Genomic DNA, 21,564 nt, shown 5'->3' on the forward strand with positions numbered 1-21,564 from the left:
ATGCCTCCACCCGTACTGGCGATCACCGCCTTGGATGACTTCACCGCCGACCTTGTGCTGGCCGAGTTGCACGACCGGGGCACCCCGGTCGTGCGGTTCGATCCGGGAGCCGACTTCCCCTCCGCCTGCGCGTTGGACGTGCGACTCGGGGGGCACGGAATGGGCGGCCTGCTCCGCACAGGAACGCGCCGTCTGGAGCTGACACGTGTCCGCTCGGTGTACTGGCGGAAGCCCACTCCCTACCAGCACCAGAAATATTCACACCTCGACGAGCAGGCCGGGAAGTGGGCCGCCGAACAGTCCCGGTACGGCCTGGGCGGAGTCCTGGCCGCGATCCCCGGCGCCTTCTACCTGAACCACCCCTGGCGCAACCGCGATGCCGAGTACAAACCCGAGCAACTCGTCACGGCCGCCGCCTGCGGGCTGGCTGTTCCCCCCACGGTGATCACCAACAGTCTCAGCACCGCGAGACGGTTCGCGGCCGAGGTCGGCACGATCGTATACAAGCCGTTGTGGTCCACGCCGTACCGCGACACGAACGGGACGGCCGTGGCCGTGTGGACCCGCGCCGTGGATCCCGCGGACCTGGACGACGGCATCGGCGTCACCGCTCACCTTTTCCAGCAACTCATCGACAAGGTCGCCGACATCCGCGTAACGATGGTGGGAGAGCGTGCCTTCGCCGTCCACATCGACGGTGCTCCCAGCCTGGACTGGCGGTACGACTACGCCGCCCTGGCTTACGAGTTGATCGAGGCACCGGCCCACCTGATCGAGAGGATGCGCGCCTATCTTGCTCACTTCGGGCTGGTCTTCGGAGCATTCGACTTCGCGTTGACCTCCGGCGGTGAGTGGGTGTTCCTGGAGTGCAATCCCAATGGCCAGTGGGCCTGGTTCACCGACCCGATCCCGCATCTGATCGCCGCCGCCATCGCCGACCGCCTGGAGAACCCGAGAGGCTGTTCATGATCAATTCCACCGCCGATGATCTCGCCACGAAGCTTGCCGCGACCGGAGCGCTCACTCACCCCCGATGGCGTGAGGCCGTCAAAGCCGTACCGCGCGAAGCATTTCTCGGTGACGCGGTCTATCGTCCGGTCGACGGAGAGCGGGAAACGATGTGGCAACCTGTTCACCGTACGGACTCCGGCGAGGGCGAATGGTCGCGCCTGGCATACGCCGACGAGACATGGGTCACCCAGGTGAACGGTGTCCTGGCGGAAGACGCACCCGGCCCGATGACAGGTGATCCCACCTCGTCCGCCACGCTTCCGAGCCTGGTGGTGCGCATGCTGGAGGCGGCGCAGATCGCCGAAGGGGACAAGGTGCTGGAGATCGGCACCGGAACCGGTTACTCCACCGCCCTGCTCTCGTACCGTCTCGGCGACCACGCGGTCACTTCAATCGAATACGACAGGAGCGCCGCGGCTCGCGCCGCTGTGGCGATCACCGCTGTCGGATACACACCCGCCCTGGTAGTTGGTGATGGCTTAGGAGGATATGAGAAGAACGCCGAATACGATCGACTGATCGCCACCTGCTCGGTCCGTTACATCCCGGCCCCGTGGATGTGGCAGGTACGAGACGGCGGAACGATCACTACCCCGCTGTCGGGCTGGATGACCGGGTCGGCTCTCGCCCACCTCACCCTCTCCGACGACGGCACCGCGAGCGGGCGCTTCCACGAGCAGAACGTCTCTTTCATGCCCGCACGGCAACACAGCCGTCCGCCCCGGCCGTCATATCTACGGACAGGGCTGGGTGACGCCGGAGAGAGCCGGATCGATCCCGGCGTGCTCGACGACTGGACCGGGTTGTTCGTGGCCCAGCTCGGCGCCCCGTCAGCGGAGAAGCTCGGCGGGGGTGACGACGTCTTTCTCCTGGACGTGGCCACCGGCTCGCAGGCCACCACCGAACGATCGGCCTCCGGTGGCTGGACCGTACGCCAGCATGGACCTCTGCGTCTCTGGGACGCGGTCGAGAACGCCATCCTGACCTGGCAGCAAGCCGGTTCCCCCCATCAGTCGGCCTTCGGGCTCACGGTCACTCGAAGCCGCCAGTACATCTGGCTGGAGAGACCAGAGGGACCAAGCTGGAACCTTCCCATCTGACCACCCGGTCAGCACATCCCTCCGCGCCAACCGAACAGGGTCGGCTGGACATGAAACGTCAACGAGTGTTAACGAGGTGATCGCGGCACATCACCGGGGGGATCGAACCCGACCGGGAGGGCAGGCCGTTACCGCACCTGCGAGGGTGACCGGCCCGGCCGGTGTCGAGTGTTGGTGGCACTCGGCGGACTCCGCCTCTTTTACCGATGCCGGCTCTGTCTAAGTTCGCGATCACAGCAAGATGCCTATAACACCATATATGTACTGTTTTAAATCAAGTCAGCATTCTTCGCCCTGCTATCTGGCTCAGAATCCTGCTGCGATGCTCGTCATCTTGGGCTGTTCACCGGCCCCGGCGGCGTCCGCCGCCAAAGCCCCACATCGATGACCTCATCCTGCTGCCAACGTGCAAAAGACTCTCTAAGATCAACCCCAGACGGATGCTGAAGAGTCTGGAGAAAGTGTGGAAGATCAGGCTACGCCAGCCGGGGTCGACCCGAACGTGCCTAACATCGCCCGGATGTACGACTACTACCTGGACGGCAAGGACAATTTCGCCGCCGACCGGGCCGCAGCCGAGCAGATTCTGAAGATCTTCCCCGAGACCCGCGACTCCGCGAGGGAGAACCGGGCGTTCCTCGCACGTGCCGTACGCCATCTGGTCGAGTCGGGCGTCCAGCAGATCGTGGATCTGGGCTCCGGGCTACCCACGCGGGGCAACACACACGAGATCGCGCACGCGGTCGCGCCCGACACCCGCGTGGTCTACGTGGACTACGACCCCGTCGTGTGCGCGCACAGCCGGGCGATCCTGGAGAACGGCGACAACGTCACCATCGTGCACGCCGACGCGCGGGCCCCGGAGACGCTGCTGGCCGAGCTGCGCGAGCACGTCGACTTCAGTCGGCCCGTGGCGTTCCTGCTGCTGGCCATTCTGCACTTCATCCCGGACGAGAACCCCGACGGCGCGGGCGCCTACCAGATCACCCAGCGGCTGTACGAGGCGAGCGCGCCGGGCAGCCACCTCGTTCTCAGTCACGCGATCAACGCCAAGCCTGACACCACGCCGGAGGCCCTGGAGATCTACAAGCGGGCCACCGAGTCGCTGAGCCTGCGCACGCACGCGGAGATCTCCCGCTTCTTCGACGGCTATGAGTTGCTCGAACCCGGCCTGGTGTTCCCCAAGGACTGGCGCCCTGTCGATCCGCCCCTGTTCGGCGAGCGAAACACTTCGATCGGCTACGTCGGAGTAGGCCGCAAACCCTGATGCGCCACACCGTCTCAGGGGCGGCCAGAGGTGATGTGCCCGTTGGTTCAAGAGCGGCGGGGCCGTTCATCAGCGCGGCCAGGAGTCCTTTCTTGATCTGGGCGATTAGGCACGCCGGGGACGTGCCTAATCGCCCAGATCAAGGAAAACCTCTGGCCAGTCAGCCACCTGAGGGTGCCCACCGTCGTTCGTTCACCTGATTTATCACCATTTTCCGGGCACTATGCGTACACCCATCACGGCCGATCGCGGCGCCTTGGTGGGTGTTTGAGATGTGGCCGGTCTTAGTCGACGGTGTAGCGGCGCTGTCGAGCGGACAGGTTCGCCTCGGGTGACCATCTACGCCAACCCTGGACACCGCACTGACATCCGTCGGCTCCTGAGGCGATCGCCGATGACAAGATCAGGTCAAGGGGAGGGGGCGGCCCGCCGCCACTCGCGGCGTACTTTCAGGCCCGCGTCGACCAGGGCACCCAGGATGACCAGCACAACCAGGAACTCCGCCCACCGGTTGAGCGGCCCCGCCTGGAAGATGGCGCCCGCGAGCACGACCCAGGCAAGGGCGCCGCACATCGCGAACGTCAGGCCGATGTCGAGTCGCAGCGTCAGCGACCGCCACCGCCCCTGCACGACCAGGACCAGGTAGAGGGCCCAGTGCACGACCTGTAGCCCCAGAAGCCACGGACCGTAATAACGGAGGAAGTTCTCGTCAATGGCGAAGAGTTGGTGGATCTTCTTGACCGCCGCCTGCCTTTCGAAGAGGAAGTCGAGCAGCGCTCCGGCGTTGATCAGTACGGATATCAGGCAGGCGTCCATAATGATCAGGACAATGTAGCCGGCCCGGCTGATCCGATCGCCATCCTTCCGCCGAGGCTCCCATGCGGCCGCCGCCGACCGGCGCCGCCGCAGCCAGGCCGTCACGGCGAAGCACACCACGAGCAGTCCTGGCCACCACAGGAGGTACAGCCCGAAGAACCTCCACCACTCCGCCAGCAAGCCGACTACCTCCGCCCTCGAGCTCACCGGAAACCTCATCAGGGCGGGCATCGACATGAATAGCCCGAAGAAGCCCATACCGGCCACGGTCAGCCAGAGGAACCTGCGGGAATCGGCCGGGTCGATGATCGTGAAAACCGGCCCGTACCGCGCGGCGACCTCGGCGGGCCGACCAAAACCGATGACCAGCTCCCGCGCCATCGCCTCGTCGGTGGCCCGTCCCGCGTCCTCGGCCTTGGCCGCGAGTGCGTCCACCAGCAGTGCGCGCAACTCCAATGCCACATCGCGCCGCCCCCGGCGTGGCAGTAACCGGACCACGTCGTCCACGTAGCCGTTGATGAACTCGTCAGGGAGCACGGCGCCATCCGCCCTTCAGGGAAGATCCATGGTGTCGTTTCAGGCCGCGCCAAACGAGCGCCAGCCGCCAATAACAAGATTGCGGCCCTCTGCGGTCAGCTTCTCGGCCGTAAACGACCGAGCTTGCAGCTCCTCGCCGTCGATGGGTTCGACGGTTCAGGCCGCGTCGTCGGCAGCGTGACTCACTGCCCAGCACGCCACACCGCGCGAGGCGATGTTGCGGGCCGCGTTGACGTCGGCGTGCTCAGCGAAACCGCACGACGTACAGGCGAAGGTTTCCTGGTTGGGCCGGTTGCGTTTGTCGACGTGCCCGCACGCCGAGCACTCCTGCGAGGTGTAAGCCGGGTCGACGTAGACGACGGCGACACCCGCGCGGGCGGCTTTGTAGGCGACGAACCGGCCGAGCCGGTGAAACGACCACGAATGCAGCGTGACCCGCTGGGGCCTGCGGAGCCGTACCCGCTCACGGATGCCCTGGAGGTCTTCCAGGGCGATGCCGCGTCCGGTGCGTGCAGCCTCGGTCACGATGTTTTTGGAGATGCGGTGGTTAACGTCCCGGGCGAACCGGGACTCCTTACGGCGGCGCCTCTTCAGGAGCCGCTTGGCGGACTTGGTCTGCCTGGCCTGCAGGCGGCGGCGGAGTTCCCGGTTGCGGTGCCGGACCGCGTTCAGGTGCCTGCCGGAGTGTCGTTCGCCGTCGCCGGTGGTGGCGATGTTGGCGATGCCGAGGTCAACGCCGAGGAAGGCGTCGGGTTCGGTGACGTCGGCATCGGGGACGTCGCAGGTGGCGATGAGCAGCCACATGCCGTCTCGGTGGATCAGGTCGGATTCGCCCTTGCGGTAGGCGGCCAGTGCGCGGGCCTGCTCGTCGGAGCAGGCGAACCGGATGCCTTTCATCCGGCCGCCGGTGGTCCAGATGGACACGGTGCGGGCCTCGACCTGCCAGGACAGGCACCGATCGTCGAACGGCTGCGCCGCGTCCGGGCGGAAGGCGATCGGCTTGGCCAGAGGCGTGCGCAGCTCCGCACTCACCTGGGCTTTCACCGTCGTGTACGCGTCGGAGACCTTCTTGATGACGTGCTGGGCGGGCTGGGCCGACAGGCCCATGGCCTTCAGGTCGCCGTAGGAGTGCAGCCGCAGGTCGTAGTTGCGGAACACCTTCGTCTCCCACGCGACACCGGAGACGAGGTTGGCGGCGTCGTTGCACAGGCGCAGCGTGTCTGCCAGCGCCGCCTCCTGGGCGGGCGTGGGGAACAGCCGGACCTGCACAACGAATTTCACGCTGTGAAGTATAGCGTTGATTCGCCAAACGCGCGGCACCGTATGCGATTCCTCCCGGGCATGAACGCCCGGGGTTCCTCGCTAGGCAGGTATCGCTGAACAAATCGTAGTGTCGTGGCGAGCCCGTCGGTTACACCGTTCACTTGACTTCTCCTGGTAAGGGGGGCGTGACCTTGATCACGTGCAGAGAAGCGGAACGGACGATGAACCGGACCGGAACTTTCGCTCAAATCGGGGTGCCGTTCGTACCTCCCCTTTTCTCCTGGCGGAGCAGCCCGCTCAGTCGGCGGAGGTGAGCAGCGGCAGCTTCCGTACGCCGGTCATGTTGGGGCTCGGCAGGAAGAGCGGCGGCTCGTCCGGGTCGGTGCGCAGGTTCGGGAAGCGGTCGAGCAGGATGTCGAGCGCGACCCGGCCCTCCAGGCGGGCCAGCGGCGCGCCGAGGCAGAAGTGGATGCCCCGGCCGAGACCGAGGTGGGGGTTGGGGTCACGGGTCGGGTCGAAGACATCCGGGTCGGCGAACTGCCGGGGGTCGCGGTTGGCCGCCGCGATCCACACCATGAGCAGCTGGTCGGCGGGCACGTGCCGGCCGCCGAACTCGACGTCGACGTTGGTGACCCGGGCCAGGACCGCGAACGGGCTGAAGAAGCGCAGGGACTCCTCGATCACGGCGGGGATCGTCGAGCGGTCCGCACGGGCGCGGGCGAACCGCTCGGGCTGGGCGTCCAGGCAGAGCACCGTGTTGCCCAGCAGCATGGTGGTGGTGATGTGCCCGGCTATCAGCAGGACGTTGGCGAAGTTCACCACCTCGGCCTGGCTGAGCCGCTCACCGTCCACCTCCGCCTCGACGAGCTGGGTGAGCAGGTCGGCGCGCGGCCTGAGTCGTCGCTCCGCGGCGTGTTCGCCGAGGTAGTCGGCCAGGTGTTTGGCCTGTTCCATGACGAACTCAAGGTTGCGCTCCTGCTCCTCGCTCCGGTTGACGAGCGAGAACCGCTGGGACCCCTCGAACATCCTGTCCACCCACTGCTTGAACAGGTAGCGGTCGGAGCCGGGCACCCCGAGCAGCTCCGCGATGACGATGACCGGCAGCGGGTAGGCGAGGTCCGCCACCAGCTCCAGCCGGCCCGTGTCGGCCACCGCGTCGAGCAGTTCGTTGGTCAGCTCGGCGATCCGCGGTTCGAGGTCGGCGACGACCTTCGGGGTGAAGGCGTGGCTGACGAGCTTGCGAAGCTTGCTGTGCATGGGCGGGTCCAGCTGCGTCAGGCTGCGCTCGGCGGGCCTGGCGACCTCGGGTACCACGCGGCCGGTATCGGAGGAGAACGTCTTCGGGTCGCCGAGAATCCGCAGTACCTCGGGGTAGCCGTAGACGTTCCACGTCCCGGTGCCGGCGTCGAAGCTCACCGGCCGGTCCGGCCGTTTTCCCCGTAGCCAGAAGTGCCCCTCGTGCAGGCCCCATGAGTCGGCGATGATGGTCATGGCGTGCCTTTCTGGTCGGGACGGGTCCGGGATCAGCCGGGCTCGTGCGTTCTCTCGTACGCGTGGATCCAGGTGCGGTTCAGACGTACGCGTGGATCCAGGTGCGGTTCAGACGTACGCGTGGATCCAGGTGCGGTTCAGACGTACGCGTGGATCCAGGTGCGGTTCAGACGTACCCCCACCAGCGCGCCGGACCCGGCGCCGAGCAGCACGGCAGCATGTTCGTGGAAGGCGCTCAGGGCAGGATTTCCAGTCGAACATCGGGGATGCCGTAGTACAGATGCGGCGCGGAGGTGATGATTCGCCAGCCTCCGCGCGCTTCGGCCAGGATCACGGCATGTGCGGCCGCGAGAACCGCCCCGACCTCTGCCCCGGCAAGACGGCCCGGTGCGTGCTGCTCCAGGTTCGCCCACATCTTCGGGCCGAGTTGGGCGGCGCTCAGGACATCGGCGACAGGAAGACCTCCGATCGTCACCACCGGCACCGAGAAGAGCGCCTCGGCCTGATGGGGCCGGAATCCGGCCACGCACTGCGCGGCCACCGCGGGCAGCAGAAGCGTGGTGTTACGCAGCACCGACTGGCGGACGATCTCACGACCGTAGTTGCTCTTGGCGTCGAGCAGGTGGTGAATCGCATCGAGGTCGAGGACGTGACCGGTCAGTCCCCCATCTCCCGGTGTCATGCCGCACCGAACAGGCGGTTCGCGCGCTCCCGGTCGGCATCGGTGATGTCCCCCTGCCAGTCCGGACCCCACAGGCGCTCCAGAGCCGCCATGCCGTCCTTGATGCGGCGCTGTTCCCGCAGAGCCTCGGCGATGTAGCCGGAGGCGTTGCCGGACTGCTGCGCTTCATCCGCGAGGTCGTCCGGCAGGGAGATCGTGATCCGCTTGGTCATACTCATGAGGGTAATTGAGTCATACTCCGGCGTCCACGGCGTGGAATCATGCTAAGTAGTCGACTGTGCCGAGAGCGTTGCGTTCACTGTGCGGAGTTTTAGGGGAGTTTGGGGACCGACTCGATGAGGGCGACGAGGCCGGCCTCGTCAAGGAGGTCGACGGGGCGGACCGTCTTGCCCAACAGGACGTAGTGGAAGGCCGCACCCACCTGGTCCAGCGGGACGGCGGCCAGGTGGGACCAGGCCAGCCGGTAGGCGGCGAGCTGGACGGAGGCGGCAGCCTCGGCCTTCTTCCCGCTGGGACGCCGGCCGGTCTTCCAGTCGACGACCTCGTAGCGCCCTTCGGAGATCTGGAAGACCGCGTCCATCCGGCCGCGGACCACCCGGTCGGCGATCACGGTCTCGAAGGGGACCTCGACGTCGAGCGGTTCCCTGCCCGCCCACTCGCTCTCCTCGAAGCGGTCACGCAGCTGGTCTAGGTGGGCGTCGGTCTCCTCGAAGTCGTCGGACGCGCCGGGCAGCTCGAACTCGTCCATCAGCCGTTGCTGGCCCCAGCGCCCCTCCAGCCAGCGGTGGAAGGAGGTGCCCCGGCGGGCCAGCGGCGCGGGCTTCCTGGGCACCGGGCGCCGGATCTGCCTGGCCAGCGCCTTGGGGTCGGAGGCCAGTGTGACGAGGGAGGAGACGGTCAGGTGGGTGGGCAGCTCCACCCGGCCGACACCGCGCCGCCGGTTCACCTCCCGCTCCCTGAGCAGGAGCTCGATGTCCCGCTCCCACGCCTTCGCCCGCTCCCTGTCCCACCCCCGCAGCTCGGAGGAGACGGGAGCGGGCCCTCCGGCGAAGGCAGCGAGGGCGGCCTCGACCATGGTGGCGCCGTCGAGAACGGCGGCGTAGCGGGCATCGTCCGGCTCGATCGGCCACCGGGACTCGGCCGGCTCGGCGAGAAGCGGGTTGACGGCGCCCTTCTCCATCTCCGGGGCCCAGAGGGCCACCCTGCCGCAGGTCTCGCGGATCTCCAGCAGGAAGTCCGACGGCTCCAGCGGCTTGGACGCGGTGCCCCAGCGGTAGCCGGAGGCGAGCAGCAGGTAGTGGGCGCGGGTGACGGCGACGTACGCCAGGCGGCGCTCCTCAAGCAGGTCGCGGTCGCGGCAGCGCTCGTCGAAGTCGGCCAGCTCCTCCTTGGCCAGCCCGGCCAGCCCGGGCAGGTCGGAGGCGTCTCCGCGGAGCGGGTAGGGCAGCTTTCGGGGGTTCTCCGTCCACTTCGGGCTGGTCGTGGAGCGGGCGGGGAACACGGTGCCGACGGTGAGCGTCCCGGCCTTCGACAGCGCTTGGGAGAGGCCGGGCACCACCACGACCGGCCATTCCAGCCCCTTGGAGGCATGGACCGTCATCAGCTTCACGCTGTTGCTCTCGCCCACCCGCCCGGCGTCCAAGCCGTTCTCCTCCTCGTCCGCCGCCTTCAGGAACGCCAGGAACGCGCCCAGCGTCGGATCCTCGGAGTCTCCGGCGAACCGGGCGGCGGCGTCCAGGAAGGCGTCGAGGTCGGCGCGGGCGGCGAACGGGCCGACGGCCGTCCCCCTGGCCGCCACCTCGATGTCCAGGCCGAGCCTGCGCTCGATCTCCAGGATCAGGTCGGGCAGCGGCTGGCCGGTGTGGGCGCGCAGCAGGCGCAACTCCTGGGCCATGGCGACCAGCCGCACCCTGGCCAGGGGGGAGAACAGGTCCTGCCAGGCGGGACGATCGGGCAGTTCGTCGAGGGCGTCGACCAGGCTGCCACGCTCCTCGGCCATGTCGGCCACGACCTGGTCCAGCGGGTCGGCCACCGGCGAGGCACCCTCGCGGGTCTCCCGGTTCAGCTCGCGGGCCCGCTCACCCAGCTCCTTGAGGTCGGCGGGGCCGATCCGCCAGCGGGGGCCTGACAGCAGCCGTACCAGGGCGTCCCCCGCGCTCGGGTCGTAGATCACGCGCAGGGTGGAGACGATGTCGGCGATCTCCGGCACGAGGAGCAGGCCGCCCAGGCCGACGACCTCTACCGGGATACCGCGCTCCTCCAGGGCCTTGCGGAGCGCGGGGAACTGCGAGCGTTTGCGCGCCAGGATCGCCACGTCGTGCGGCTGGAGCGACTGCGGCCCGCCCCACATGCTCTGCTTGGCCTTCTTACGCTCGCCGTCACTCCAGGGCATGCCGTCGGGCGCGCTCTCGACGCCCAGCACCCTGGCGATCTCCAGGGCGACCCAGCGCGCCTCGTCGTCCGCGGTCTCGTGGAAGGCGCACATCACCCGGCCGCGCTCGACCCGGTTCTTACCGGGCACTAGGACCGGCACCTCCCTGGCCTCCATCCGGAGCGGCAGCTGGAGCCGGGCGGCGACGTCCAGCACGGCGTCGCCGTTGCGGAAGCTGATCGACAGGCGGTTGACGGGCGCGAGCTCCCCCGAGGCGGTCCTGAAGTCACGGGGAAACCGGGTGAGGTTGCCCGCCGAGGCGCCGCGCCAGCCGTAGATGGACTGGCAGGGGTCGCCCACCGCCGTCACCGGGTGGCCGCCGCCGAACAGGGCACGGAGCAGGACGAGCTGGGCGTGACTGGTGTCCTGGTACTCGTCGAGCAGGACCACGGCGAACCGCCCGCGCTCGATCTCGCCGACGTCGGCGTGCCTGGCGGCGATCCTGGCGGCCAGCGCCATCTGGTCTCCGTGGTCGACCACCTCCCGGCCGCGCTTGAGCCGGTCGTACGCCTCGACCAGCGGTAGCAGCTGCTCCCTGACCCGCTGGGTGAGCAGCGGTCTGCGCTGCTCCTTGGTCGGGGTGCCGGGCAGCTTGGCGTACCGCTGGGCGAGCCGGGCGCCGACGTCGCGCACGTCCTGCGGGGTGCGCAGGTGCTCGGCCAGCTCACCGGCCAGTTCGAGCACCGCCCGGGTGACGGTCGCCGGGCTCCACTCGACCTGCTCCATCGGCCCGTCGTACGCGCTGACCACCCGGCTGGCGAGCTGCCAGGAGACGGCCGGGGAGACCAGGCGCATGGTCGGTTCCAGCGCCTCGCGCAGGGCGTGCTCGGTGACCAGGCGGGCCGCGTAGGCGTGGTACGTCGAGATGGTCGGCTCGCCCTCCATCAGCTCCGCGGGCACCTGCCCGACCTCGACGAGACCGTTGAGCCGCTCACGCACCCGTGCGGCCAGCTCCGCGGCGGCCTTCCTGGTGAAGGTCAGGCCGAGCACCTGTTCGGGGCGGAGCAGCCCGTTGGCGACCAGCCAGACGACGCGCCCGGCCATGGTCTCGCTCTTGCCCGACCCGGCCCCGGCCATCACGACCATGGGTTCGAGGCCGGCCTCGATCACGGCCGCCTGTTCTGGGGTCGGCGGCAGGATGCCCAGCTTGGCGGCCAGCTGAACCGGGCTCAGCACGCCGCGCCCCCGGCGGGCGCGACACGGCCCCGGTGCCCGAGGCCTCCGTGCCGGGCGCTCTGCCGAAGAGCGCCGCGGAGATGCGCGAGGGCCGGTGCCGGATGCTGGAGACGCTCCACGCGGAGATGCGCGAGGGCCGGTGCCGGATGCTGGAGACGCTCCACGCGGAGATGCGCGAGGGCCGGTGCCGGATGCTGGAGACGCTCCACGCCGAGGCGGCTCAGCACACCTGGTCTCCGTTCTTGCTGACCGGGCAGCTCGACCGCACCGCGCAGGTACGGCAGCCGTCGTTGACCTTGGCCTGGAAGAACGGCCCCGACATGCCGACGGCGACGGTGTCGACCATGTCCCTGGCCCAGCCGGGCTCCGGGTCGTCCGACAGGGGAGGTTGCGCCTGCTCCTTGGCCTGCTTCTTGCCCGCCGCGTCGCCCACCTGGACCAGGGCCGCGCCGCCCGGCTCGGTCAGGCCGTGCCGCTGGAAGGCGCCCAGCAGCGCGGCGAGCTGGTAGACGCCGAGCTGGGGGTGGCGTTCGAGCTCGGCGTCCTTCGGACCGTTCTTGCCGGTCTTGATATCGATGATCACAGCTCGGCCCTCGCCGTCGCGCTCGACCCGGTCGACCCGGCCCTTGATCTGCACGCCCTCGGAGACCATGGCCGTGAACGCCTCCTCCAGGCCGACCAGTGTCCTGGGGTTGTTCTCGTGCCAGGCGACGAATTTGGAGATCATCTCCTCGGCGACCGCGCGCTGCTTGCGGTTGTACCAGACACCGCCGAAATCGAGCTCGTGCCAGACCTCGTCCAGGCGCTTGCCGAGGGTCTCCTCGGTGGGCATGCCCGTCGCGGCGAGGACCGCCAGCGCGTGGACGACGGTGCCCAGACCGCGGGCCGCGTCGGTGCCGCCCGCGCCCACCGAGGTTTCGAGCAGCCAGCGCAGGCCGCACTTGCTGAAGCTCTCCACCGCCGAGGGCGAGACGCGCACGATGTCGTCGGGCCAGCTCAGTGGGCGGTCGTCGGAGATGGGGGTGAGGGCGTACCAGTCGTTGGGGTGGGCGCCGGGCACCCCCTCGGCGGCGAGCCTGGCCAGGTGCCCGGCCGCTGCCCTGCGCAGCGGTTCCGGCCTGGTGGAGTCGGTGACCGCCGACCGCAGGTCGGCCACCAGCGCGGACATGCTCAGCCAGCGGGAGCGCTCGTCGACGCCCGCCTCCTCGGTCGAGCCGGGGACCAACTCGGTGAGGAAGCGGGAGGGCCGCTCCTCGGTGTCGTCACCTCCCACGGCGGTGACGATGAGCCTGCTCCTGGCCCTGGTGGCGGCCACGTAGAACAGTCGGCGCTCCTCGGCCAGCAGCTGGGAGGCGAGCGCGGCGGAGACGGCCGCCGGGTTCTCGTGCTCGGAGCCCTCGGCCCTGGCGACCATGTCGTCGGTGCTCAGGATGGACCCGCGCAGCCGCAGGTCCGGCCAGGCGCCCTCCTGGACCCCGGCGACGACCACCACGTCCCATTCCAGGCCCTTGGAGCGGTGCGCGGTGAGGATGCGGACCTTGTCCCCGTCGGGGGCCCGATCGGCGAGGGAGTCGCCGGGGATCTCCTGGGCGACCAGGTCGTCGACGAACACGTCCACCCCGGCGTGCGGGAGCCGGTCGACGAACCTGGCCGTGTGGTCGAACAGCGCCACGACGGCGTCGAGGTCGCGGTCGGCCATGGTGCCCCTGACACCGCCCCTGAGGCTGACGTCCGTCCACTTCCTGGCCAGCCCGGTGGCCTCCCAGACCGTCCACAGCACGTCTTCCGCGGTGCCGCCCTTCCGTACGGCCTCGGCGGCGGCGGAGATGAGACCGGCGAGCCGCTCGGCGGGCAGCGCGACCTGCTCATCCACCCGCACCAGCTCCCGTGCGTCCTGCAGCGCCGCGACCAGCAGTTCTCCCGAGGAGCGAGGGCCCGGGGCCTCGCGCTCCGCCATCTCGGCCATCTCGGCCGCCTCGGGTATCTCGGCCGCCTCGTACTCGCCGGGGTGGGCCAGCGCCTCGTGCTCGGCGATCCGCAGGGCGCGACGGAGGCGGCGCACACCGATCATGTCGGTGCCGCCGAGCGCGCCGGTCAGCAGCTCTTCGGCCACCCCCTCGTCGAGGGTCTCCGGGTGGAGCGCCACCTGGATGAGTCTGATCAACGGCCGGACGCCCGGTTCCTGGAACAGCGGCACCTCGCCGCCGCCGACCACGACCGGCACCCCGGCGGTGACCAGGGCACGGCGCAGCAGCGGCACCTGACGGGTCGCGGAGCGGACCAGCACCGCCATCCGTGACCAGGGGACGCCGTCCAGCAGGTGCGCCCGGCGGAGCGTGTCGGCCACGATCGCCGCCTCCTGAGGTGCCCCGTCGGCCACCAGCACCCGTACGTCACCGGGGTCGGCGTCCGGCAGCGCGCGCAGGTCGCGGTGGGTGGCGCCGCCGGGGGTGGCGGGCAGCCGGGCGGTGACGCGGCGGGTGGCCCGCAGCAGGTCCCGGCCGCTGCGACGGCAGACGCGCAGCGCGATGACAGGGGCCTTCGCGCCGTCGGCGTCGCGGAACCGGTCGGGGAAGTTCATGATCCCTCGGACGTCGGCGCCGCGGAAACCGTAGATCGACTGGTCGGGATCGCCGACCGCGACCAGGTCGCGCCCCTCCCCCGCCAGCTGCTGGAGCAGGAACTCCTGGGCGGGGTCGGTGTCCTGGTACTCGTCGACGAAGACGGCGTCGTACGCCGATCGCTCGCGGGCGCGCACCTCGGGGTCGGAGAGCAGTGCCCCCGCCGCCCGGATCAGCTCCGCGTAGTCGAGCACCGGTTCGAGGTCGAGGTCGAACCTGGCCTGGTAGCGGTCCGCGAACCCTCCGGCGGCCACCCAGTCGGAGCGGCCGTGGCGGCGGCCCAGCTCGACCAGCTCCGGCCCGTCGAGGCCGCGTTCGGCGGCGCGGGCCAGGAAGTCGCGGAGCTCGGAGGCGAAGCCACGCGTCTTGAGCGCCTCGTGCACGTCCTGCGGCCAGTGGACGGCGCCGTCCTCCAGCTCGCCGTGGAGCAGGCGACGGATCTCCAGGAGCTGCTCGGGGCCGGTCAGCAGGCGTGGCGACACCCCTCCCGCGATCATCGCCTCGCGGCGGAGCAGCGCGTAGGCGTAGCTGTGGAAGGTGAGGGAGAGCGGGGTGCGGGTGGTACGGCGCATCCGGGCCGTGATGCGCTCGCGCAGCTCCTCGGCGGCCTTTCGGCTGAAGGTGAGGACGAGCACCCGCTCGGGGTCGACGCCCCGGCGCTCGATCCTGTCGACGACGGTCTCCACGATCGTGGTGGTCTTGCCGGTGCCCGGCCCGGCGAGCACGAGGAGCGGGCCGCTCTCGTGGGCCACCACCGCCCGCTGGTGCTCGTCCAGCACAGGGGCAACAGCTCTCCCCGCACCCTCACGACGTACCAGCCGCCAGTCCTGACCACTCACAACTCGCCATTCCACCAGATCCCGGACGATGATCGTGCCGAGTCGGCGGGTACGGCATGGCGGACTCCCGCCCCGGCGGGGCGGGCTACGGGCGGAACCGGGTGGGGTTAATGGCCGGGGCACGGCGCTGACCTGCGCCGCAGCCCTCTGGAAGGGATTCAGCAGCCGGGCGGCCGTCCCGAGGGCCGCTCACGGCAGCCCCTGGGAACCGCTCACGGTCGCCCCAGGGAACCGCTCAGGAGGGAAAGACGTGGTCGACGAGCCGGGCCGTGGCCTTGCCGTCGTCGCGGGGCGCGTAGGTGCGCTGGAAGAGGTCGTACCGCTCGGCGTGGGCGACGGCCACCTCGTCGATCGACCGCAGTGCCTTGATGACCTCCGCCCCGCTGGAGAGCAGCGGTCCGGGGGCCTCGGCGGCCAGGTCGAGGTACATGCCCCGCTTGGACGAGTAGCGCTGCAGGTCGTGCGTGAAGAAGAGCATCGGCCTGCCGGTCGCCGCGAAGTCGAACATGACCGACGAGTAGTCCGTGATCAGCACGTCCGCGATCAGCAGCAGATCCGTAATATCGGGATATGTCGTGACGTCGCGTCCGAGGCCGACGGGCACGTTGGGCGCCGCCTGCATCGAGTGCGCCCTGATCAGGAACTCGTGGCCGGGGCCGAGCACCCGGTGCGCCTCGGCCAGGTCCAGGCGGATCGAGGCGTTCTTGCGGTCGTAGTCGCGGTAGGTCGGCGCGTAGAGCACCACCTTGGCGCCCTCGGCGATGCCGAGCCCGGCGCGCACCCGCGCCGCCATCTCGTCACGGTCGGGGGCCACCAGCACGTCGTTGCGCGGGTTGCCGCTCTCCAGGACCTCGCCCTGGTAGCCGAACGCCTTGCGCAGTACCCGGGTCGCCCAGGGACTCTGGGAGACCAGCAGGTCCCAGCCGCGCACCTCGACCGCCTGCCGGTGCCAGGCCGGCGGCCTGGGGTCACGGGACATGTGCGGCAGATCGTTGCCCAGGCGCTTGACCGGGGTGCCGTGCCAGGTCTGCACGACCGTCTGGTCCTCTCGCGCCCGGAACCACGGCGGCAGGAAGCCGTTGGTCACCACGTACCGCGAGCGGGCCAGCACCGCGTAGTGCTCGCGGCTGCCCGCGCGCACCACGGTCGGCCCCTCACCCTCGCCGAAGCCGAGCTCCGCGGGGCCCGGAGGCCTGAACGCGCCGTCCTTGACCACCCAGACGTGCTCTCCGGCGTCGCCGCGCCGCACGCGCTCCTCGTAGATCGCGCGGACGTTGCCCTCGTACTGCCGTCCGTCGTAGGCGACGTAGACGACCGCGTCGTTCAGCTCGCGGGTCCGCTCCGCGGGGTAGAAGCCGCGGCGCAGCGCGTACAGGCCGCCGGCGCCCTTCTCGTCGTCGGGGCGGTGCTCGGCGACGGACAGCACCGGAATGTCGAAGCGGGTGGAGATCAGGCGGTATTCACGGCCGTCGCGGATCTTCGTGTCCTCGTCCAGCCCGTCGAGAATGGCGTGGTCGACGCGGAACGGGACGATCTGGCCGGCCGGGTCGCGGACCGCCATGCTCCAGGTGCCGCTGCCCAGCGGGACCGTGTCCCCGAAACGGGGCATCGCGGCGGCCGCGATCCGCACCGTGAAACGGGAGCCCTCCCGCTCCAGGGGGACGGCGTGGATCAGCCCGCTGCGGTGCTTGAGGGTCAGCTCGGCCGCGCCGGAGCCCGGGTAGGAGCCCTCCAGGGTGAGCGCACCCTGCTCGTCCCAGGTCGCGGCGGTGACGACCGGGCGGATCCGGTGCGCGGAGACGCTCACCCGGTCACGCCGGTCACGCAGCACGGTGATCTCACGGTCCCCGACGACCGTACGGCTCTCCTCCGCCTTGCCGATCATGACGGAGGCCGCCGGGTCGCCCTTGGGCTCGATCCAGAGACGGCCGCCGTCGCGTTCCTCCAGCAGGGAGGCCACGGCGAGCGGCACGACGACCGCGGTGCCGCCGTCTACGGGTGTGAAGTCCGCGGCGATCCGGTGACCGTCCAGCCGGGCGTGGCCCCTGCTCGCCTCCTTGCCCGGCAGGAAGACCTGGACCTCCAGCCGCTCGCCGTCCAGCTTCACGCCGGTCAGTTCGGCCCTGGTGGGCTGCAGCACCACCTGGAGTGCCCGGTCGGAGGTCCAGACGGGGCGGATCCACCAGCCCCCACCGAGGTCGAGCCCCGATGGGCGCTCGGTACGGCCGGTGGAGGGGCCGCGCAGCAGGCCGCCGGCGCGGGCGCCCCTGCTCCAGATCACGATCTCGGCGCGCCAGGTGGTGGTGTCCTGCACCGTGGCGCGGTGGCGCAGCAGCCGCTTGCCGCCGCGTACGACGGCCCGCACCGCGGAACGCCAGCGCAGCGACCACGGGCCCAGCTCGGCGGTGAAACCGGACCAGTCGTAGTTGCAGCCGGCCTCTTCCGCGCCGTGGGTCGCCTCGGGGTGGAAGACCCTCCGGGTGCGCAGCCGCACCGGCGGCAGCCAGCGCGGGCCGCGCAGCACCACCGTGGCCCTGTTGAATCGGCGACTACGCACCGACAACCCGGCCAGATAGGCGTGGCCGCTGACGTGCAGCCGCCCGCCGGACCAGGAGACGTCCTCGATCTGGGTCATCGGGATGAGGTCCGCCGCCCGCAGCCGGAACAGGGCCTCGGGCAGCTCGTCCTGGAGCGGCAGGTCCGCGTACCAGCGGAGTTTCTTGCGGACGCGCCTGGACGGCTCCGCGGCGGCGGCCACGAGCTTCTGCAGCGCTTCGCCGTCGGCGAGGTCGTCGATCTCGCGGTGCTCGATCAGATGAAAGGCGATCCTGCGGGCGACCGGCAGGTCTCGCTTGACCCTCGCGTCGACACCGGTCACATACGGCTTCAGGAGCGTGACGAACTCGCGGCGCCGTGCGGCGCCCCGCTTGGTCACGATGTCCAGCCGGGAACCCAGCGGCCCGGCCAGCGCGTCGGCGTCGAACCGGCGACGCTCATCCGGTTTCAGCCCGTCGGCCAGCACCTCAGCCATGATCGATTCGAGGGGTTCTCCCCGGTCGCAGAGATCCTGGACGACCCGAAGGCGATCAACGACAGGGTCGCCGCCGGCTCGCGCGGGAGTGGCACCGATGGCCATGGGGAAAGCACCGCCTTTCGGACAGAGCGCTGTCCTAGGCCATGGTAGTGCGCCACAGCAGGCCCGGTTACGCTGCGATTTACGGGTCTGTAGGATTTACAGGCTTTTGTGATCTACGGGTTTCCGTCCCATCTGGCCTCCTGTATATCGACTCGGGCGCCCCTGAGCGGAGTCCCCTCCTCGCGCCAGTTCACCAGGCATCGCTGCTCGTGGCCGGGTGGCGGGGTGCCGTCGGCATGCACGACGCGCCACCAGGGCACGCCCCCGCCCCAGGTGGACATCACCCTGCCGACCTGGCGTGGGCCCCCCTCGCCGAGGTACTCGGCGATGTCGCCGTAGGACATCACCATGCCGGGCGGAATGCGCTCGACCAGGTCCAGCACCCGCTCGGCGTACGGGGTGGGATGGCCTACTGGCTCCATACGGTCGGCCCGGCCGTGAGGATCTCATCGAGCTTGCCGAACTCGTAGGCCACCGAGCCGTTCAGCTGCTCGACCAGACCGCCGCGGATCGCGTAGGACTCGCCGTCCTCACCGACCAGCCGCGCTCCCAGCAGAGCGGACACGCGTGCCAGCTGGGCCACCTGCCAGTCCGATCCGGGGGCGCCGGACAACCGGCCGTTCCATAGCGCTATGGCATGAACCGCGCCGTTGTGGCGGGCCAGGACCTCCCCTGACTCCTGCGATCCTCTGAACTCGAACCCCGCCTGCCCCAGCACAGTCGCGAGTTCCGCGAAGGCGAGAGGCGCAGGGCGCTCCACGCGCAACTCGTACCCCATGACGCGGGAGAATAGCGAACCTTCCAGGTTTCTCGGAGTGTAAATCCAGACATTCGGGCTACCGCATCCGAACGGTGTCCTAAACGCGTTCTAATTGACTTCAAACTGCGCTTATCTCCGGGATCTCCCACGCCTGGTCGTTTCGGCATCGGCCGCTACCGGTCCGCTCCTGTCCGGCTGCCGGCCGAGCATCACCACGGCCGCCACGAACGCCAGCAGGCCGCCGACAAGGCCCACTCCGTACAGCCAGAGTTTCAGGGGATCGGGGCCCGGTCTACCGGACTCCACGTGCGGGATGCCGACGCCGAAGTGCTTGCCCTCCGGGACCGGGATCTCCACCGCACCCGCCACGAGCCGATCCGCTCTGGCGAGCGCCGCGGCGGCGTCGACGACGCCGAACCCGACGTGGTCGTCGTAGCCGACGTGGTCGTCGTAGCCGGCGTCGGGACCGGCTACAGCTGTGGAGACCAGAGCCTGCGCCACCATCTGCGGCGCCATATTCGGATATTTCGCTTTTATTAGTGCGGCGACTCCGGCCACCAGCGCGGTCGCCGAACTGGTCCCCTCAGAGGATCCGTACTTTCCGCCGGGGACGACCACCGGCACCCCGACACCGGGCGCCGAAACCAGGACCGACAGATTGTCACTGCTGAACCTCGCCGGCCTGCCCAGCCTGTCCACCGCGCCCACGCCGATGACCCCGGAGTATCCGGCGGGGAAGTTCCAGAAGGAGGTGGAGTTGTCCATGGCGTACTGGGAGTCTCCGTCGTTGCCCACGGCGGCGACGAGCACCACGCCCCTGGACAGCGCGTAGGAGACCGCCTCCCGCTCGCTCCTGTGCGGCCCGTAGGCACCCAGCGACATGCTGATGACCTTGGCCCCGTTGTCGGCGGCGTAGCGGATCGCACGGGCCAGCGGGCTGTCGCCGCGCGAGCGCAGATCCTCCTGGGACAGCGCGGAACCGTCCTCGGGCCGCTCTTCGACGATCAGCGGCAGCGAGAGGATCCTGGCCTCGGGTGCGATCCCGAGAAGGCCTTCCTCGCCGTTGCCCGCCCCGGCGATGAGCGAGGCCATGGCGGTGCCGTGCCGTCCGGCGTCCGGGGAGTTCCGGTCGAACTTGACAGATCCCATGTCGGGTCCGGAGATCACCCGCCCGCGCAACTCGGCCACCTGGTCGTCCACACCGCTGTCGACCAGGGCCACGGTGACGCCCGAGCCCCTGGTGACCTTCCATGCCTCCTGCGCGCGCAGCATCTCCAGCACCCAGCGCTGGTCCTCGCGCACGTCGGCGGTGCCCTCCGGCGGCGCGGCCAGTACGGGAGCGGCGGGCACGGCGGTGGCGGACACGGCGACGGGCACGGCGGCAGACACGGCGACGGGCACGGCGGTGGCGGACACGGCGACGGGCACGGCGGCAGACACGGCGACGGGCACGGCGGTGGCGGACACGGCAGCGGCGGACACGGCAGCGGAGACCGGCAGCGGGGCCGCCATCGAGGTCGCGAACAGCGCTCCTGCCGCCCACAGCCGTAGCCTCAGCACACGTTCCCCTGAGTGCACTGGGGCACGGCGCTCGGCTCGTCACCGAGGGCCCTGGCGATGCGCCCGGCGACCGCCTGGGCCGCGGGCCACAGCTCGCTGTGCAGGATCTCCTCGGGGGCGACCGCCTGGCGGGTGCGGCCGTCGGCGTAGCCGGCGGTGGAGAAGACGATGTAGGGGCCGACGCCGCCCCAGGCGTTACGCTGGCGCTGGGCCGCCCCGAACAGCTCGGTCGCCGTGCCGGGGAAGGCCACGGGACGCACCCCCACCCTGTCGTCCACGGCCAGTTGCGCGGAGGCGGCGAGCCGCCGCTCCTCGTCGTCGAGCACGGCGATGCCCACGGTGAAGACGAACGTGGACGTCTGGTCGACGTAGGTGGCCCGCAGCAGCGTGCGGCAGCCGTACCGGGTGAGCACCGACCCCACCTGCGCGTCGGTACCGGCCGCGCAGGCCACCTCGGGGGCGAGGCCGACCCTGCGGGCGTACTGCTGGACCCTCCCGAGGCCGATGTACTGCAACTCGATGGGGAAGACCAGGTCCGCGGTCCAGGTGTACCAGCGTCTGGCGATGTCGTCGGAGATGTAGCGGGCCTGCTCGGCGGCGGTGAGCGGGCGCGAACTCGTCTCGCGCAGCAGCCCGACCGTGCCGGTCAGCACGTTGGTGGCGGAGATGGCGAGGATCGTGCCCACCAGGATCAGAAAGATCGTACGGAAGCGGATGCCCTGTTCCAGGGTCGCCAGTTCGGCACGCTGGACCATCGCGCGGTCGCGGCCCGCCGCCGGCCAGGCGCGCACACGGTATCGCCTGGGCGTGGCGCCCGACGCGGGCGTCCGCCTGGTCCCGCCGCCCCCGGCACCGCTCACCCGGGAGCCGGATG

General features: G+C 70.0%; 15 protein-coding genes. 3 read left to right on the forward strand and 12 right to left on the reverse strand.

Annotated elements, in window-relative coordinates:
* The 3 genes from tgmB (at position 1) to OG884_RS10370 (ending at position 3,378) form a co-directional block, all read left to right on the forward strand.
* On the forward strand, positions 1–969 hold the full coding sequence (gene tgmB, locus OG884_RS10360; RefSeq protein WP_326644469.1) for an ATP-grasp ribosomal peptide maturase: 969 nt from the start codon (positions 1–3) through the stop codon (positions 967–969).
* A complete protein-coding gene (gene tgmC / locus OG884_RS10365) occupies positions 966–2,111 on the forward strand; it encodes an ATP-grasp peptide maturase system methyltransferase (RefSeq protein WP_326644470.1) in 1,146 nt (381 codons plus the stop codon). Before tgmB ends, tgmC begins: the two co-directional genes overlap by 4 nt.
* Before the next feature lie 463 nt (positions 2,112–2,574).
* On the forward strand, positions 2,575–3,378 hold the full coding sequence (locus tag OG884_RS10370) for an SAM-dependent methyltransferase (protein ID WP_326644472.1): 804 nt from the start codon (positions 2,575–2,577) through the stop codon (positions 3,376–3,378).
* 408 nt (positions 3,379–3,786) lie between these two features.
* Here the strand turns inward: OG884_RS10370 and OG884_RS10375 are convergent, their stop codons facing one another.
* From OG884_RS10375 to OG884_RS10430, 12 genes are all read right to left on the reverse strand, one after another.
* On the reverse strand, positions 3,787–4,731 hold the full coding sequence (locus tag OG884_RS10375) for a hypothetical protein (RefSeq protein ID WP_326644474.1): 945 nt from the start codon (positions 4,729–4,731) through the stop codon (positions 3,787–3,789).
* A gap of 156 nt (positions 4,732–4,887) precedes the next feature.
* The gene (locus tag OG884_RS10380; RefSeq protein WP_326644476.1) at positions 4,888–6,012 is read right to left on the reverse strand and encodes an RNA-guided endonuclease InsQ/TnpB family protein; all 1,125 of its coding nucleotides are present in this window, start codon (positions 6,010–6,012) and stop codon (positions 4,888–4,890) included.
* A 279-nt stretch (positions 6,013–6,291) separates the two neighbouring features.
* Positions 6,292–7,485: a cytochrome P450 gene (locus OG884_RS10385; protein ID WP_326644478.1), complete on the reverse strand. Its 1,194-nt coding sequence runs from the start codon at positions 7,483–7,485 to the stop codon at positions 6,292–6,294.
* A gap of 235 nt (positions 7,486–7,720) precedes the next feature.
* Entirely contained in the window at positions 7,721–8,167 is a 447-nt protein-coding gene (locus OG884_RS10390; RefSeq protein ID WP_326644480.1) for a hypothetical protein, read from the reverse strand.
* Positions 8,164–8,379 (reverse strand): hypothetical protein, encoded by a 216-nt coding sequence (locus OG884_RS10395; protein WP_326644482.1) that lies wholly within the window; start codon positions 8,377–8,379, stop codon positions 8,164–8,166. Before OG884_RS10395 ends, OG884_RS10390 begins: the two co-directional genes overlap by 4 nt.
* A gap of 98 nt (positions 8,380–8,477) precedes the next feature.
* Positions 8,478–11,774, reverse strand: a complete 3,297-nt coding sequence (locus tag OG884_RS10400) for an ATP-dependent helicase (RefSeq protein ID WP_326644484.1) — start codon at positions 11,772–11,774, stop codon at positions 8,478–8,480.
* 220 nt (positions 11,775–11,994) lie between these two features.
* Positions 11,995–15,174, reverse strand: a complete 3,180-nt coding sequence (locus OG884_RS10405) for an ATP-dependent helicase (protein WP_326644486.1) — start codon at positions 15,172–15,174, stop codon at positions 11,995–11,997.
* A 295-nt stretch (positions 15,175–15,469) separates the two neighbouring features.
* Positions 15,470–18,265, reverse strand: a complete 2,796-nt coding sequence (locus tag OG884_RS10410) for a CDP-glycerol glycerophosphotransferase family protein (RefSeq protein ID WP_326644488.1) — start codon at positions 18,263–18,265, stop codon at positions 15,470–15,472.
* 218 nt (positions 18,266–18,483) lie between these two features.
* Positions 18,484–18,792 (reverse strand): MGMT family protein, encoded by a 309-nt coding sequence (locus OG884_RS10415; RefSeq protein ID WP_326644490.1) that lies wholly within the window; start codon positions 18,790–18,792, stop codon positions 18,484–18,486.
* On the reverse strand, positions 18,780–19,148 hold the full coding sequence (locus OG884_RS10420) for a hypothetical protein (RefSeq protein ID WP_326644492.1): 369 nt from the start codon (positions 19,146–19,148) through the stop codon (positions 18,780–18,782). Before OG884_RS10420 ends, OG884_RS10415 begins: the two co-directional genes overlap by 13 nt.
* A gap of 111 nt (positions 19,149–19,259) precedes the next feature.
* Positions 19,260–20,690, reverse strand: coding sequence for a S8 family peptidase (locus OG884_RS10425; RefSeq protein WP_326644493.1), 1,431 nt, complete (start codon positions 20,688–20,690; stop codon positions 19,260–19,262).
* On the reverse strand, positions 20,684–21,481 hold the full coding sequence (locus OG884_RS10430) for a hypothetical protein (protein WP_326644494.1): 798 nt from the start codon (positions 21,479–21,481) through the stop codon (positions 20,684–20,686). Before OG884_RS10430 ends, OG884_RS10425 begins: the two co-directional genes overlap by 7 nt.
* Between the last annotated feature and the right edge of the window lie 83 nt (positions 21,482–21,564).

Origin of the sequence: Streptosporangium sp. NBC_01755 (assembly GCF_035917995.1) — a bacterium.
Lineage (GTDB): Bacteria > Actinomycetota > Actinomycetes > Streptosporangiales > Streptosporangiaceae > Streptosporangium.